We start from the raw sequence: 15,886 nt of genomic DNA, 5'->3' as shown, positions 1-15,886 counted from the left end.
GCTGTGTTTTGTCCGAATTGAGCGTTTTGCAGCTCCGGAAAAAATACTGTTCTCTGGGTTTCTCGTTCTTCCGGTTTTCTCGTTCTTCCGGTTTTCCGGATTTCCGTGAGCGCCGTACCGGGCCCGGCCGGTCCCGCCGGGTCGCGTGGACTGGACGCACTCGCGGGGGAGTTGAGCAGGCACTCGGCGGCACTTATCCACAGCTGTGGCAGGCGCCCGTCGAGTTTTCCACAGGGGGAGTAGTGGTGCTGTGGAAATGAGGGAGTTCGGTTCCGGCACCTGTTCGGTCGGCGCGGAATTCCCGGGATAAACCAGAAATACCCACTCAATCGAGGGGGATTGACTCACCCCAAAGAGTTGATCACTGGAATTGTGGTGACGGGGTGGGAGTTGGGGGCTGTGGAGGGAGATGCGGTCTGCATGCCGCTTTGTCGACTGAGTCCGTTTTCCCTGTCGACTTGTGCACAGGTCGCCACCCACCCCTGTGGATAACTTTGCCGAGCCTGTGCACGACGCCCACCCGGAGCCCGACCGGCCCCCATCCGGCCCCCGATAAGCCCTCGACAGTCCTCCGGCGTCTCAGTCCCGCCCGTCCAGACACCGCGACAGCCAGTCCGCCGACGCCACGAAGTCCTCGTCCGCCGTGCCCGAGCGCACTGTCGGCGGCTGCTCGTCGGCGCGCGGATACGAGCCCAGGAAGCGCACCGCACGGCAGGAGCGCTTCAGCCCCATCAGCACATCCCCCACCCTGCGGTCCTGCACATGACCTTCGCAGTCCACCGAGAAGCAGTACTGCCCGATGCCCTCACCCGTGGGCCGCGACTCGATCCGCATCATGTTGACGCCGCGGGAGGCGTACTCGTGCAGCACCTCCAGCAGCGCACCCGGCTGGTCCCCGCGCAGCCAGAAGACGACCGAGGTCTTGTCGGCGCCCGTCGGCGCGGCCGGCCGACCCGGCTGGCCCAGCAGCACGAACCGGGTCGTGGCGTTCTCCGCGTCGTGGATCCCGGTGACCAGCGGCTCCAGACCGTAGGTGGCGGCGGCGAACTCACCCGCGAAGGCGGCGTCGTAACGGCCCTCCTGCACCAGCCGGGCACCGTCCGCGTTGGAGGCCGCCGACTCCCACAGCGCGTCCGGCAGATGCTCCGCCAGCCAGTTGCGCACCTGCGGCTGCGCGACCGGATGCCCGGTGACCGTCTTGACCTCCTCCAGCGGCGTGCCGGGCCGTACCAGCAGCGCGAAGGCGATGGGGAGCAGCACCTCGCGGTAGATCATCAACCGTCGGCCGCCGGCCAGCTCGTCCAGGGTGGCGGTGACACCGCCCTCCACCGAGTTCTCGATCGGCACGAACGCCGCCTGCGCCTCCCCGTTCCGTACGGCGTCCAGGGCCGCCGGGACCGACACCATCGGCGTGAGCTGGCGGGTGGCGGCCTCGGGAAGGGTGTGCAGCGCGGCTTCGGTGAAGGTTCCCTCGGGGCCGAGGTAGGTGTAGCGGCTCGCAGGTGACATGCCGCCACGGTAGTCGCGCGGGCACCGCACCGGGTGCCGGTCTCAGCCTTCGAGCAGCCGCTGCCCCACGTACTCGCCCTTGCGTGGACCGCCCGGCACGGCGAACAGCCCGCTCGCCTCGTGCCGCAGGAAGCGCGAGAGCGCGTCCCCCCGGTCGAGCTTGCGCTGGACGGGCACGAAGCCGCGCAGCGGGTCGGCCTGCCAGGCCAGGAAGAGCAGCCCGGCGTCCGGCGTACCGTCGTCCCGGAAGCCGTCGTGGAAGGAGAACGGACGGCGCAGCATCGTCGCTCCACCGTTGCTCTGCGGAGCCGTCACCCTGATGTGCGCGTTCCCGGCGATCAGCGGCTGCCCGTCCCGGCCGAGCTTGTCCAGATCCGGGTCGGTGTGCTCATGGCCGCCGGACAGCGGTGCTCCGTCGGACTTGCGGCGCCCTATGACCTTCTCCTGCTCGTGCAGCGAACGCTCGTCCCACTCGTCCAGCAGCATCCGGATACGCCGCTGCACCACATAGGAGCCACCAGCCATCCAGGAGGGCTCACCGGAGGCCGGAACGAAGATCTTCTCGGCGTCCTGCTTGTCGTCCGGATCGGGGTTGTTGGTGCCGTCCACCTGGCCCATCAGATTGCGCACCGTACGGGGGCGGTCGGTGGCACCGGGAGAGCGGTTGAAGCCGGTCATCTGCCAGCGCACCCGCGCGGTGCCCGCCGCCTCGCGCTGCAGGGCGCGCAGCGCGTGGAAGGCGACCAGCGCGTCATCGGCGCCGATCTGCACCCACAGGTCGCCGTCCGAGCGCTTCTTGTCCAGCGCGTCCGCCGAGAAGTCCGGCAGCGGTGCGAGCTGCGTCGGCAGCCGGTCCTCCAGTCCGGTACGGGTGAAGAACGTACGGCCGAAGCCGAACGTGACGGTCAGCGACGACGGTCCGGCGTCCAGTGCGATCCCGGTGTCCCGCTCGCCGTCCCTGGGCGGCTCGCCCGCCATCATCCGCCGGGCCGCGTCGGACCAGCGGCGCAGCAGTGCCGCGGCCTGCTTGCGGCCGGCGTCCGCGGCGAGGTCGAAGGCGAGCAGGTGCCCGTGCGCCTGCGCGGGTGTCGCGATGCCCGCCTGGTGCGTGCCGTGGAACGGCACGGTGGTTGACCCCAGTGTGCTCAGCGCGGTGGGCGGCTCCTCCTGGGTCGCCGAGTGGGCCCAGGCGCCGCCCGCACCGCCCAGGGCCAGTCCCGCAGCGCCCGCCGCCGAGGCGGTGCCCAGCAGCCGACGTCGGGACAGCCGCACCGCCGCGGGGCGCTGACCGCCCCGCACGTCGGAGCCGCTGCCGGTCGCCGATCCGTCGGCGCCGGTCTTCGCGGCGCCGTCGTCCGCGCTCTTCGCGGTGTTCCGCGCGCTCTGCGTGTCCTGCGTGTTCTTCGTGTTCTTCGGGCGGTTCGTGCTGTTCGTGCTCATGTCGTCGCTCGGTTCCGGCTCAGCCGATGGTGGCGGTGGTGGTCTTGGTGACCTGGTCGATGTCGGAAGTGCGAACGGTGATCGCGACCTCCCATTTTCCGGCCATGGGCAGCTGCAGCCCGGTGGCCTTCCAGTGGCCCTTCTCGCGCTCCACCGGCTTCAGCGGCACCGACAGCGGGCCGAGGTCCTTGGCGGGCAGGGTGAAGGCGATCTTCACCTCGGGCGCCTCCACCGGCTTGCCGCTGGGGCCGGTCGTGCGCAGCTCCAGACTGTTGTCTCCGCTGCTGCCCGGGTCGATCTCCAGCTCGGCGGTGCCCTTGCCGTCGGGGCCTCCCGTGTCGAACGGCACCTTCACATCCACCGGTCCGCCGGGTGCGTTCCGTGCGGTGTCGGTCGCCGCGCGCACCTGTTCCTCGGTGCGGCCGGGTTCGGTGCCGGTCAGGGCCGTGGTGACCGCCAGCAGTACGACGGCGACGGCCGCCTCGGTCAGCACCGAGCGGCGCAGCTCGCTGCGCTGCGGGTCGGCCTCCCGTTGCTGACGCTCTCTCGCCGCGTCGGCGGCCACCCGCTGCCGCGCCAGCTGTGCGGCGCGCACCGGATCGGTGGTCCCGGCCTTCTGGCCGTCCCGGGCTTCGGGGGCGCTCCGGGCGGACGTTCGGGCAGTGTCGCTTTCCGGGCTGCGCCTTGCCGGTACGGTCGCCCTCCGGACGGAAGCCTCTGCCGGAGATTCGGTCAACCGGGTTGTCCACCGTCGGGAGAACCAGCCCACGGACACCAGCACCCCGACCAGCAGGACCTTCACCATCAGCAACTGTCCGTACGAAGTGCCCGTCAGCGCACTCCAGGACCCCACCTGGCGCCACGACTGGTACAGCCCCGTCGCGGCAAGCACGGTCACACAGGTGAACGCCAGCCGCGAGAACCGCCGCACTGTCGTACCCGTGGGAGCAGGGCCCCAGCGCAGCAGGCAGAACAGCGCGGCGAGGCCGCCCAGCCACAGCGCGACCGCGAGCAGATGCAGCACGTCGACGGGCATCGCCACTCCGGCCTGGATACCGGTGGAGGCGTGCTCGGCCATCGCCCATGTCGCCGCGAGACCGGCCGCCACCACCGTGCCGCCCACGGACAGCCCGTAGCGCAGATCCCGCCGCTGCCGTGCGGCCTCCTCCTGTGCGGCCTCTTCCCCGCCGCGCCGCGCGTACGCGCCGAAGAGCACCGAGACGAACAGCGCGGCCGCCGCGAGCAGCAGCAGCCGGGAGACAAGCGCGGCGCCCGGCTTGGTGGCCACCACGTCCTTGAGCGCGCCCAGGTCGAGGACGTCGGCGAACCGTCCCGAACCGGTGTAGGGGCCGCGCAGCAGCAACAGCGCCAGCGTCGACGCCGCCAGAGTGGTCCAGCCGGTCACCGTCAGCCGCTGCACCGCGCGCGAGGAAGCCGCGCGCGGCGAGCACATCAGCACGAACGCAGCACCGCCGATCAGCAGCACGAAGCCCGCGTAGGCGGCGTACCGGCCGACCCCGTAGAGGGCACCCACCGTCCCGCCGCCCGCGTCCTTGTCCTGCTGCGGCACTGTCGCGCTCGTCTTGGACGGCTTGCCCACGGAGAAGGTGAACGCGCCCGAGACAGGGTGGCTGTCCGCGGAGACGGCCTGCCAGGCGACCGTGTAGGTGCCCTTGCCGAGCCCCGGCTTCAGCGAGACGGCACGCTGCACCTTCCCGGCCGTGCCGGTGTCCCGGACCTTCCGGGTGTCGACCCGCTGTCCACGTGGGTCCAGCACCCGGATGGCACCGTCCGACATGGCCACGCCCTCGGAGAAGTCCAGCGTGACCTGCTCAGGCGCGCCGCGCACCACCGAGCCCTTCGCGGGATCGCTGCCCGTCAGCGCGGCGTGCGCCCCGGCCGGTCCCGCGGCCGCCAGCACTCCCAGCAGCGCGACGGCACCCGTGACGAGGGCGAACAGCACCCGGGTGGCGGTCGAGCGGGGAGTGGCCGAACGGGGAGCGGTTGCCGGACGGGGAGCGACGGAGCGGCCGACGGCGCGGAGTACGGCCGCGCGGAAGGGGGCTCGGGTGGTGGACGGCACGCCTGCGAACCTCACTTCTTCGGTGTGTAGTTCGTCGCTTCGACGGGAGCCTTGACCGTGACGGCACCGGACCGCTCGAAGTGCAGTACGAAGGTGACCGTCTGGCCCTTCGTCGGCTTGCGCTCCAACTCCATGAGCATCAGGTGGTTGCCGCCGCGCTCCAGCCGGAGAGTGCCGTGGGCGGGCACGCGCAGGGACTTCACCTGCTGCATCTGCTGCTCGACCGTCTTGTGCATCTCCACCTTCCCCGCGACGTCGCTGGAGACGGAGGTCAGCTTGTCGGCCTGGCCGCCCCCGTTCCGCACGGTGAGGAAGCCGCCGGCCATCTCCTTCGTCGGCGGCTGCGGCACATAGGCGCCGCTGACCTTCAGCTCGGGCCGGCCGTCGCTCTTGGTGGTGCTCTCCTTGTCGTCTGAGGACGAGCAGGCCCCCAGGGCGAGCACGAGCACCGCGCCGGTCGCCACGGCGGCGAGCGGACGGCGGTCGCTGCGGTTGCGGGGGCGGGCGCCGGGGCCGCCTGCGTCGAGGCGCCGGGCGGTCACGGGTTCTTCCCCTCGATGAGCTTGGGCAGGTCCTTCTCCAGGATCTCCGGCCCGGTGTTCTTCTCGGTGTACAGGACGTGCGCCTTGTCGTCCTTGGGGGAGAAGACCAGCAGTTGGGCACCGTGGGTGGAGACGATGTCGCCGTTCTTCTTCTTGTACGAGGGCTCGACGCTGACGCCCACGGCACGCGCGCCCGCCTGGATGGTGTCGAAGTCGCCGGTCAGCCCGATGAAGGACGGGTCCTGGCCGTCCAGCCACTCCCCGAGCTCCTTGGGGGTGTCCCGCTTCGGGTCGGTGGTGACGAAGACGACCCGCAGCTTCTTCTGCTGCTCCTCGGGCAGCTTGGACTTGGCCATCGAGATGTTGCTCATGGTCAGCGGGCAGATGTCCGGGCAGTGGGTGTAGCCGAAGTACAGCAGGGTGGGGTGGCCCTTGGTCTCCTTGATCAGGTCGTAGCTCTTGCCGTGTGTGTCGGTGAGCTCCAGATCAGGCTTGGCGAAGGGCTGGTCGAGGACCGTTCCGCCCTTCTTCTCCGGCTTCTCGACCGTCGCCGGCTTGTCGGTGGCCTTGTCGCCGCCGGAGTCGGAGCCGCAGCCCGCCAGGGCGAGTGCGGCGGCCGCGGCGACGGCGGCGGCAGCGGCCTTTCTCATGGTGCGCATAGTGCTTGTCCGCATCGTGCAGTAGGGATCGTGCAGGGAGTGAGGGGCGGTGTGAGCGCGGTGGTGTCGGAGGTGGACGCGGAGTCGCTGTCGGCGGCCGCCGCGGTCTTCTCGGTGCCCTTGGCGTCGTCCGCCGAGGAACCGGTGGCGGCGGCTCCGTCACCGGAGCCGTCCGCGGTGAGCTTCAGTACGGGCGCCGGGTTCTCCGGCTCGGCCGCGCCTTCCTCGGGCTCCTCGATCCACCGGACGACATCGTCGTTGTCGTAGGTCTGCAGAGCCTTGAAGACCAACCGGTCCGCGTCCTCGGGCAGTTGCCCCATGGAGACGGGGAACTGCTGGAACTGGCCCGGCTCGACCTTCCCGCCGCTCCAGGTGACCTTGGAGACGGCTTCGGTGATCTTCTCGCCGTGCATCTCGATCGGCTTGTCCAGCTTCTTCTTGTCGACCTTGATGTCCCAGCCGGGCACCGGCTGCGGCATCACGGAAGCCAGCGGATGATCCGTCGGGAAGGTGACCTCCAGCTTCACGGTGGAGGAGTCGTCCTTCTCGTTCGGCACCTTGAAGTTGACGGTGCTGTAGCCGCCCTTGGCCGCCTCCTTCGGGTCGACGCTGACGTGCGCCGAAGCGGGCCCCGCGACCAGCAGGACGGTCCCGGCGGCGAGCGCGCAGGCGGTGGCGGCACGGCGGTTGACGATCTTCATGAGCATGCTCCTGAGTGCCCTGTCGGCACAGGGCGAGTGAGACGAGTGACATGGCACGCCGGAGGCGGACGCGCGGGCGCGCGGCGGCCCGCACGGCGCCGCTGTCATCGCTGCGCCCCCCACGTCCCCTTGCGCGAAGGTGTGCGAAGGGGAGGGGCCGGGGCAACTCGGTCTCAGCGAGCGTCGTGAGTTCGTCAGGCCGCGAGCGCGAAGGCGTCCGCCTGCTGTGCGGGCGGTCCGCGGCGGTGGACGGAGTGCTGGAGCAGCAGCGGCCGGGGCGCCGTCTCGTCGTCCGGCCGGTCGAGGCGGACGCGTACCACAGCCCGGGGCAGCAGCCCGGTGTGCAGCGCCCGGACGAGGGCCAGGGCGGTACGCAGGGCGAGCGCGGCCACCAGTTCCTCCGCCGCCGCAGCGGCGTCCGCCGACAGCCGCACCAGCCGCCACAGCGCGGCCTCGCCCCGCCGCAGCATCCAGCCGAGCAGCAGGGCGGCACACAGGTGTCCGAGCAGCATCGGAACTTCGCACATGCCTGCCGCCGCCCGCGCGGCTTCGCGCAGGCAGTCGAGCGGGGAGTCGGGGAAAGGCGCCGCGGCGGCGGCCTGGTGTCCGGCGTGCGCGGCATGCTCGGCCGCACCACCCGCGCTGGTGCCCCCGGCGCTGGCCGCCTGCGGATCGAGGCCCGCGCGGACGACGACACGCCGCGCCTCGGCGTCGCTCATACCCGTCGCGCTGTCGTTGCACAGCAGCTTCCCGGCGAGCGCCTGCAGCCCTCCCGAGTCCGGACCCGCACCTGCGGCCGAACCGGCACCGACGGTGGAGCCGGCTGCCGCCGTTGAATGCTGCCCACCGGCGCCCATCGAGAACACCAGGTGCAGAACGACCTGTCCCAGCGCGAGGAGCCCCGCGATGCCCGGCAGCGAGCGCTCCCGCCCGGCCAGCGCGACGGCGACGACGAAGACACAGCCGAAGCCCAGCGCCAGCGTGCCGAACGGCAGCACGGTGTCGGCGGCCAGCAGATGCCCCGCGGCGGACACGGTGACACAGACCGCGGCGAACACCGCGGCCCGTAGCAGTCTCAGATCCGCACCGGCAGTCATGGCCGCGCCATCATCTCACCGACCTCCCAGCCCGCACACGGCAGGGCCACAACTGCTCCACCAGCACTCGACCGCCGTTTTGGCGCACCGCGTCAGGTTGGCCGGTGCCCTCCGTCATCCAGGGGGCGCGCACCCCGCGTCGCGCTTCCGCCGTACCCGCACGCAGTGCCCCCGAGCTGCACATGGAGCTGCCCTCTTCCGCCGTACGGGGGTCATCGTGACGGCACGGCGTAGTGCTGGAACGCGCAGGCAATAGGTAATCCTGTGTCGAGCCGCATGGAGGGTGAGCATGAGCAGCCTGTGGTGGTCTCTCCGGCTACGGCGCGAAGCCGCCAGTGTGCCGCTCGCGCGGCAGCTCCTGCTGAGCTCGATGGCCTCGGCCGGAGCCGATCCGGACGTGGCCTACGACATGTGCCTCGCTCTGTCCGAGGCGTGCGCGAACGCGATCGAGCACGGCAGCACGGCGGGTGACATGGTCGGCGCGTACCGGGTCTCCGCGTATCTGGAGGGCAACCGTTGCCGTATCGAGGTGGCGGACACCGGACCCGGTTTCCCCGCCGGCTACAGCCCGGCCCGCTGCCCGAACGAGGCGGAGAGCGGACGGGGCCTGTATCTGATCGAGTCACTGGCCGACCACGTACGGTTCCGCAACCGGCCGGGGCACGGCGGCGCGGTCGTCAGCTTCGACAAGGTTCTCGCCCGCCGCGACGGGCACCTCATGACAGCGTCCTGACGCCGCTCCGGACTACGCCGCTCCGGATGACGGTGTCCCGACGCCGCCCCGCACCGCTCCGACACCGCCCCCGCCACCGCTCCGACGCCGGAGCAGCCTCATGCCTCCGCTGCAGCCGTGGGCGGCGGGGCCGGGTTCCGGTAGCGCAGCAGCAGCATGGCCGCGTCATCGTGCAGCGGGGAGCGCACATGCTCCTGGATGTCCTGCCGTACGGCCTCCAGCGCGGCTTCCGCGTCGGGGTCCTTGAGCAGATGGGCCCGATGGTCGAGCGGGTAGAAGAGGTTGTCGGGGTCGCGGGCCTCGGTGACGCCGTCGGTGTACAGCAGCAGTTGGTCTCCCGGGGCGAACCGCACCTCGTGCGGGCGCGGCGATTCACTCCCGTGCAGGCCCAGACCCAGCGGAAGGGAGCGCTGCGGCGGCTCGGCGAAGTACACGCTGCCGTCCTGCCGGATCGCCAGCGGCGCCGGGTGCCCGAAATTCAGCAGTGTCGCACTGGGGGAGTGCGTGCCGTGCGGCACCTCGGCGAGCACCGCCGTCACGAACTTCTCCCCCAGCAGATGCCGGTCCAGGGCGCGCTCCAGGCGTGCGCCGACGGCCGGCAGGTCCGGTTCGTCGTAGGCGGCCTCGCGGAAGGCGCCCACCACCACTGCCGCCGTCTCCACCGCCTCCAGGCCCTTGCCCTGGACGTCACCGATGATGACGCGGACGCCGTTCGGCGAGGTGACCACCTCGTACAGGTCACCACCGATCCGTGCCTCGGCGACGGCCGAGGTGTAGGAGACGGCGACCCGCAGCTGCCCGGCGCTGCGCGGCACCGGGCGCAGCAGCACCCGCTGCGCGGCCTCCGCGATGGAACGCACGTTGGCCAGTTCGGCCTCGCGCTTCTGTCGCATCGCGGTAGCCAGCAGCGCCGCGACGGACACGCCCGCAACGGAGATCAGCGTCGCGTTGCCGCGCCGCTCGCCGAACTGCTCGTTGTAGAGGCTCAGCGCGATCGACAGCGCCATCGCCAGCGCGCCCACCAGTGCGGTGCGGCGCTTGCCACCGGTCAGACCGGCGAAGGCGGGCCCGAGCGCCATCATCGGCTGCAGCCCGATCTTGGGCCCGGCCGTCAGGTCGACGGCACCGACGATGCCCATGGCGAGGAAGGGAAACGCGGACAGCAGTCCGGTCCGCAACCGGGAGACCAAAGCGTGCTCTCTTCCTGGGGGGTGACTTCGCTCAGCAGGCTCGTGCCGTGACGTCGTCTCCCGTCCTCGCCGCTGTGCTCGAACAGTTGTGACCTGCCGCCGGGCTTTCAGGCCCGCAGCTTCGCCATCCAGCTCTCCACGTCGGAGCTGCTGCGCGGCAGCGCGGCGGAGAGGTTCCGGTTGCCGTCCTCGGTCACCAGGATGTCGTCCTCGATGCGCACCCCGATGCCGCGGTACTCCTCGGGCACCGTCTCGTCGTCCGCCTGGAAGTACAGCCCGGGCTCCACCGTCAGGCACATGCCCGGCTCCAGCGTGCCCTCGGCGTACGTCTCACGCCGGGCGACCGCGCAGTCGTGCACGTCCATGCCGAGCATGTGGCCGGTGCCGTGCAGCGTCCAGCGCCGCTGGAGGCCCAGCTCCAGCACCCGCTCGACCGGGCCCTCCACCAGGCCCCATTCGACCAGCTTGGTGGCGAGGACGCGCTGTGCCGCGTTGTGGAAGTCGAGGTACTTGGCGCCCGGCTTGACGGCGGCGATGCCCGCCTCCTGCGCCTCGTACACCGCGTCGTAGATCTTGCGCTGCAGCTCGGTGAAGCGGCCGTTGACGGGCAGGGTGCGGGTGACGTCGGCGGTGTAGAGGGTGTGCGTCTCCACGCCCGCGTCGAGCAGCAGCAGCTCGCCCGAACGCACCGGTCCGTCGTTGCGCATCCAGTGCAGTGTGGTGGCGTGCGGTCCGGCCGCGCAGATGGAGCCGTAACCGACGTCGTTGCCCTCCACCCGGGCCCGCAGGAAGAACGTGCCTTCGATGTAGCGCTCGGAGGTGGCCTCGGCCTTGTCGAGGGAGCGTACGACGTCCTCGAAGCCACGCACGGTCGAGTCGACGGCCTTCTGCAGCTCGCCGATCTCGAACCCGTCCTTGACCAGCCGCATTTCGGACAGGAAGCTCCGCAGCTCCTCGTCGCGCTCGGCGGTGACCTGGTCCGCCAGGGCGGCCTCGATCCCGGCGTCGTGGCCCCGCACGACCCGGACCGGGCCGCTCGCCCCGCGGAGCAGGTCGGCGACCGTCCGCACATCGGCGCAGGGCAGGCCGTAGAGCTTCTCGCTCTCGGTGAGGCTGTGCCGGCGGCCGACCCACAGCTCGCCCTGGCTGTCCAGCCAGAACTCGCCGTTCTCCCGGTCGGAGCGGGGCAGGAGGTAGAGCGTGGCGGTGTGGCCCTGCGCACCCGTGGGCTCCAGGACGAGCACACCGTCCTCCGTCTGGTTGCCGGAGAGATAGGCGTATTCGACGGACGATCTGAAGGGGTACTCGGTGTCGTTGGACCGGGTCTTGAGGTTGCCCGCGGGGATGACCAGACGCTCGCCCGGGAAGCGCGCCGACAGCCGCTCGCGCCGCTCGGCGAGCTCGGCGGCCTGCGCGACCGGCTGCAGATCGTGCAGCTCGGTGTCTCCCCAGCCGGACTTCATGTTCTCCGCCAGCTCATCGGAGACGCCCGTGTACAGGCCGTTCTTACGCTGCTTGATCGGCTGTTCGTCAGCGGCGTCTGCCACGTCTGCCTCCTCTTCGACGGATAAAACCACCTTCCATCGTATGGGTGGGGCGCGACTGGTCCACAGCTGTACGAATGTGATGTTCGGCTGTACGAACGTGACGTCCGGCGGGCGCCGCTTCGGATGCCCGCGTGGGGGCAGGGGCGGACAAGGGGCCGGCGGGCGGTGCGCTCAGAAGCGGGCGGCCAGCAGGACGACGTCCTCGGGGTGGTCCGGCAGGTCGGCCAACGGTCCGGGCAGCACGGTGCGCAGCACATGGTCGACGAGGGCGTCCGGGTCCTCCCGGGCCGCTCGCGGGGCCGCGGCGGCGGCCGAGCGCAGCCGGGCGAAGGCGCGGTCCATGGAGTGGCCGGTGCGGTGCAGCAGTCCGTCCGTGTAGCACAGAAGCGTTTCGCCTTCCTGCAGCACGATCTCGGCGCTCGGCGCCTCCCAGCAGGCCAGCATTCCCAGCGGCGCCGAGACGGCCGTCTCCACCGGCTCGATGCGCCGGGGGCCGACGATCAGCGGCGCGCAGTGCCCCGCTCCGGCCAGCAGAACCTTGCGGGTGGCGGGCTCGGCGTAGGCGAACAGCGCCGTCGCCGAGCAGGACGGTTCGGTCAGCCGCAGCAGCAGTTCCAGGTCGGACAGGACGGCGACGGGGTCCTCGCCCTCCATCACCGCATACGCGCGCAGGGAGGCCCGCAACCGCCCCATGGCGGCCACCGCGGCCGGGCCGCTGCCTGTGACCCCGCCCACCGCGAGCCCCACGGCCCGGTCGGGCAACGGCAGCGCGTCGTACCAGTCCCCGCCGCCGCACCGGCCGGTACGGTGCCGCACCGCCAGCGACACACCGGGGACCCGGGGCAGCGTGCTGGGCAGCAGTTCCTCGCCGAGCGTGGCCATGTCGGCGCGGGTGCGGGCGAGTTCACCCAGGCGGGCGCAGTGCTCGGTGGCGTGCCGCAGATAGCTGCCGAGGAGCTCCCGCTGGCGGGGTGTGGGCTCGCCGGGCTCGTCGTAGAGCCAGACGGCGGCCCCCAGCCGGGTGCCGCACTCGGTGGTCAGCGGTACGGCGTAGGTGGCCGCGTAGCCGAGCCGGGCCGCGACCTCCCGGTGCCGGGGGGCGAGGTCCTGGTCGGCGGCGATGTCGGGGCAGGCGATGCCGGGTGCCGGGGCGGGTGCCGCCGGCGTGTCGGGGGCGGACGGCAGCGCGTCGGGGGTGGGGACGTCCGGCGCGGCGCTCCCGGCGACGCCGGTGTCGTCCAGCCAGGCCGCCACGTCCGTCCGGTCCGCCGGGTCCGAAAGGTCCCCTGATGGGTTCGTGCGGTCCGGCCGGCTCCGCTCACCGCAGGCGGGGGCCGCGTCGAGGATGCGCGCGTACGCGGCGGAAGAGCGCGGGACGGTCTCGATCTGGCCCAGGTCGGCGCGGGCGAGGCCGAGACCGATGGTGCGTTCGGGGGCGCGGCCCGGAGTGGTGGAGGGCTCACTTCCGGGGTCGGTGCCGGGTTCGAGCGCGATCATGCCCCGGGGAGCGCCCAGCAGCGCGGAACCGGCGCGCAGGGTCTCGCGCAGCGCTGTGTCGAGGCTCTTGGTGCGCACAAGGCGCGTGGTCAGGTCGTGGAGCGAGGAGAGGTCGCAGATCCGGTTGCGGTCGGCCAGCGCGCTTGCGGTGTCCGTGGGTGCGGCCCGGGCCGACGGATCCGCCGCCGACGGATCGGCCGGGCCGGCGGCCGACGCCGCGGTGGCCGCGGATCCCGAAGCTGCCGTGGACGCCGTGGGTGCCGCAGCGGACGAGCCCGCTGCGGTTGTCGAGGTGCTCGAGGAAACCGCCGGTTGGATTCCAGCCACTTTCGGCAGGTGCGGGGAGGTCATGGGCGGCGGCTCAGGCTGCGGGTGAACTGTCCCAATAGCATCGCAAACCCCCATGTCGTGCTGCTCCGCTATCAATGCCACTACATCTACACATGCCGTTGGGGCATGTCCAGCACGTACGCTGCAGTGCCGAGGATGTCCGGGGAGTGGGCCCACCTCACGGGGGCAGGCCGAGGTGTGGAAAGATTGGCGGAAAATCGCCCACGTGGCGTGCATACTGCTGTCGACTGAGGCCATTCGGCAGCGCGTTGGCACCGCCGTTGCGGGTACGGAACCCTGTGGGGAGTCATGGCGTCCTAGGGAGCAGCGGGCCCCGACCCGCCCGCTTCTTGCGGGAGGCACCAGTCGCAGGATTGCACCAGGCAGCACAGGCGCGGTACGAGCGGATTCTGGGGGACCTCCTGGCTGCGGCCGGGCAGGTTCTCGGCAAGCAACGAGCAAGTGCGAGCAGCATCGGCGCGGGTGGCAGTCCACAGCACGAACGCCATACGTGCGCCACCCCCCGCCACGTTCCACGCTCGGACCGCACCATGATGCGCTGTTCGGCACGCACGGTCACCAGAGCTACACGTGGTGGATTGAGCTAGAGATCGGTCGGTACGGCCAGTTGGCGATGTTTGCTGTGTTTGCTGTGTTTGCGTAGTAGCCGTTGTTCGGCGTTCACGGAAAGGAACGAGCGCTCATGCGCGAGATCCTCGGAAGGCGACGCTCCCTCCGGGCCTGGGCGCAGCTCCAGGGCCGACGGCTCTGGGCGCGGCCCGGACGGTATAACCACAGGTCATCGACGCGGAGCACGGCGCTGACTGCGGCCACCGAGTGGCGGTGGCCGGTGGTGCCCGGTGCCGCACTCGCGTCCGAGGGGACCCGAGGCGCGGCCGCCACCTGCGCGTGTCCCGACCCCGAGTGCGTGGTGCCGGGCGCACATCCGTTCGAACCCGTGCTGCTGGCGGCCACCACGGACCCGACGATGGTGCGCTGGTGGTGGGAGAACCGCCCGGACGCTCCCGTCATCCTCGCGACCGGAGGCTCCGCGCCCTGCGCGCTGAGCCTGCCGGCCGTCGCCGGGGCACGCGCGCTCGCGACGTTCGACCGCACCGGCGTCCGCGTCGGCCCGGTGATCGCCACGCCGACCCGTTTCTCCGTCCTGGTCGAGCCGTACGCCCTCGAAGAGCTCGGCGACCTGCTGTACGCCCAGGACCGGGTGCCCAGTTCGCTGCGGTTCCACGGTGACGGCGGCTATGTCGCGCTGCCCGGCTCGCTCACGGGTGCGGGCAAGGTCCGCTGGGAGCGGGAGCCCGAGCGCGGCGGCGAGGGGCGGCCGTGGCTGCCCCGGATGGAGACGCTGCTCGACGTCCTGGTCGAGGAGAGCGCGGCCACGCCGGGCAACGGGAGTCGGCTGGCCTACTGAGGCCGGCCCGCCGCCCCGGCACCGGCCCACCCGGTGTCGGCCCCCTCGGTGTCGGTCCCCCGGCGCCGGTCCACTGGGGCGGGGCAGGCGCGTTCACCCGTACGGGTAGGAGCCGACCGGAGTTATGGGGAAATCGGGACGCTGGTCGCACCGGCGGCCCCTTGACCCCGATATGTTCACCTCATCAGTCGGCCCGGTCCTCTCCCTCCTTCTCGTACGTGTCCCAGGTGGGTCCCTCATGCACCAGCCGCAAGAGCGCTCCTCCCGGCTCCGTGTGGTCACGCTCGCCAGCACGGTGGCGCTCGCCGTCGCACTGCCGCTGGCGGCGGCGGTGGCGGGGCAGGATGCCCGACTGGCGGCCGAGGCGTTCCAGGCCGCACAGCCCCGGCACAGCGACGACCACGCCCGCAGGGTCCACGACTCCCAGAGCCAGGAATCCGGCGGCCACGACTCCGGCGGCCACGAAACCGGCGGTCACGAAACCGGCACGCGCTCCCCCGGCAGCGACTCCTGGGCCGGCCACCCTTCTGAGCGCAGTCCGTCCGGGAGTCAGACCTCCGAGGACCGCCCGGGCGGGAGAGGACTTCCGGCCTCCTCCTGCGGGCTGGAAATCGTCTCGCCCGAAGGGGTGGCGGCGCGCGCCTGCGTGTTGACGGAGGGCGGTGACACCTGGGCCCGTGCGTACTACCGCAACCCCACCGGTGGCCGGCTGCCCGTCGTTCTCACCCTGCACGGACCCGATGGCTCGCTGGCGCGCGCGCACTGCACGCTGCGCGGCGATGGTGATCCAGGCGTGTGCGAGACCCCTCGCGGCCGTAGTGCGAAGGCCACGGCGGACAAGGACACGTACATGGCGGTGGCCGACGTTTCGTCAGCTGACGGGCGGAGAGTGCTGCGGGCCGAGAGCGACCGGCGACGCCGATGAGGTGGCAACTCGCCCACCCGTGACGGGAGTTGACTGCGGGACGCGAGATCCTCCGGAGCCGGGCACAAAAGAACCCGGTCGCTGGCGACGGGGGATGCACCAGCGACCGGGCTCTAAGAACGGTAACAAGAGATCGGCGGTTAGCAAATTCGATCGCCCAGATCCGGACGCCGATTTACCTGCGAGTAGGGCAAGTTGGGGCGC

General features: G+C 71.5%; 13 protein-coding genes. 3 read left to right on the top strand and 10 right to left on the bottom strand.

The annotated features are described in order from the left end of the window. Positions 1-579: 579 nt before the first annotated feature. The 7 genes from pheA to KBY19_RS00450 all read right to left on the bottom strand — a co-directional run bounded on the left by pheA (position 580) and on the right by KBY19_RS00450 (position 8,031). On the bottom strand, positions 580-1,509 hold the full coding sequence (pheA, locus tag KBY19_RS00480) for a prephenate dehydratase (RefSeq protein WP_099882675.1): 930 nt from the start codon (positions 1,507-1,509) through the stop codon (positions 580-582). 42 nt (positions 1,510-1,551) lie between these two features. Beyond that, positions 1,552-2,949: an iron uptake transporter deferrochelatase/peroxidase subunit gene (efeB, locus tag KBY19_RS00475; RefSeq protein ID WP_185017566.1), complete on the bottom strand. Its 1,398-nt coding sequence runs from the start codon at positions 2,947-2,949 to the stop codon at positions 1,552-1,554. A 19-nt stretch (positions 2,950-2,968) separates the two neighbouring features. Beyond that, a complete protein-coding gene (locus KBY19_RS00470; protein WP_210964933.1) occupies positions 2,969-4,912 on the bottom strand; it encodes a copper resistance protein CopC in 1,944 nt (647 codons plus the stop codon). Positions 4,913-5,043: 131 nt separating this feature from the next. Beyond that, complete coding sequence (locus KBY19_RS00465; protein WP_099882671.1) at positions 5,044-5,574, bottom strand: copper chaperone PCu(A)C; 531 nt, start codon at positions 5,572-5,574, stop codon at positions 5,044-5,046. Beyond that, entirely contained in the window at positions 5,571-6,233 is a 663-nt protein-coding gene (locus tag KBY19_RS00460) for an SCO family protein (RefSeq protein ID WP_099882670.1), read from the bottom strand. The genes KBY19_RS00465 and KBY19_RS00460 overlap by 4 nt, the downstream gene beginning before the upstream one ends. Beyond that, positions 6,221-6,934: a YcnI family protein gene (locus KBY19_RS00455; protein WP_210955857.1), complete on the bottom strand. Its 714-nt coding sequence runs from the start codon at positions 6,932-6,934 to the stop codon at positions 6,221-6,223. Before KBY19_RS00455 ends, KBY19_RS00460 begins: the two co-directional genes overlap by 13 nt. A 194-nt stretch (positions 6,935-7,128) precedes the next feature. Then, the gene (locus KBY19_RS00450) at positions 7,129-8,031 is read right to left on the bottom strand and encodes a hypothetical protein (protein WP_099882666.1); all 903 of its coding nucleotides are present in this window, start codon (positions 8,029-8,031) and stop codon (positions 7,129-7,131) included. A gap of 289 nt (positions 8,032-8,320) precedes the next feature. On the opposite strand from KBY19_RS00450, the gene KBY19_RS00445 reads away from it, so the two are divergent. After that, entirely contained in the window at positions 8,321-8,764 is a 444-nt protein-coding gene (locus KBY19_RS00445) for an ATP-binding protein (RefSeq protein WP_099882664.1), read from the top strand. Positions 8,765-8,862: 98 nt separating this feature from the next. Here the strand turns inward: KBY19_RS00445 and KBY19_RS00440 are convergent, their stop codons facing one another. From KBY19_RS00440 to KBY19_RS36095, 3 genes are all read right to left on the bottom strand, one after another. After that, positions 8,863-9,903, bottom strand: coding sequence for a PP2C family protein-serine/threonine phosphatase (locus KBY19_RS00440; RefSeq protein WP_247690478.1), 1,041 nt, complete (start codon positions 9,901-9,903; stop codon positions 8,863-8,865). Between the two features lie 158 nt (positions 9,904-10,061). Beyond that, complete coding sequence (locus tag KBY19_RS00435; RefSeq protein ID WP_185017563.1) at positions 10,062-11,501, bottom strand: aminopeptidase P family protein; 1,440 nt, start codon at positions 11,499-11,501, stop codon at positions 10,062-10,064. 171 nt (positions 11,502-11,672) lie between these two features. After that, a complete protein-coding gene (locus KBY19_RS36095; protein ID WP_307843410.1) occupies positions 11,673-13,076 on the bottom strand; it encodes a PP2C family protein-serine/threonine phosphatase in 1,404 nt (467 codons plus the stop codon). Between the two features lie 955 nt (positions 13,077-14,031). Between KBY19_RS36095 and KBY19_RS00425 the strand changes: the two genes are divergently transcribed. Both KBY19_RS00425 and KBY19_RS00420 read left to right on the top strand, forming a co-directional pair. Further along, the gene (locus KBY19_RS00425) at positions 14,032-14,757 is read left to right on the top strand and encodes a bifunctional DNA primase/polymerase (protein WP_099882656.1); all 726 of its coding nucleotides are present in this window, start codon (positions 14,032-14,034) and stop codon (positions 14,755-14,757) included. A gap of 238 nt (positions 14,758-14,995) precedes the next feature. Further along, positions 14,996-15,682 (top strand): hypothetical protein, encoded by a 687-nt coding sequence (locus KBY19_RS00420; protein WP_210964878.1) that lies wholly within the window; start codon positions 14,996-14,998, stop codon positions 15,680-15,682. Positions 15,683-15,886 lie beyond the last annotated feature (204 nt).

It is taken from the genome of Streptomyces sp. B15, from assembly GCF_018070605.1.
Lineage (GTDB): Bacteria > Actinomycetota > Actinomycetes > Streptomycetales > Streptomycetaceae > Streptomyces > Streptomyces smyrnaeus.
Note: the sequence above shows the minus strand (reverse complement) of the source record. Positions and strands in the feature narration are given on the sequence as shown.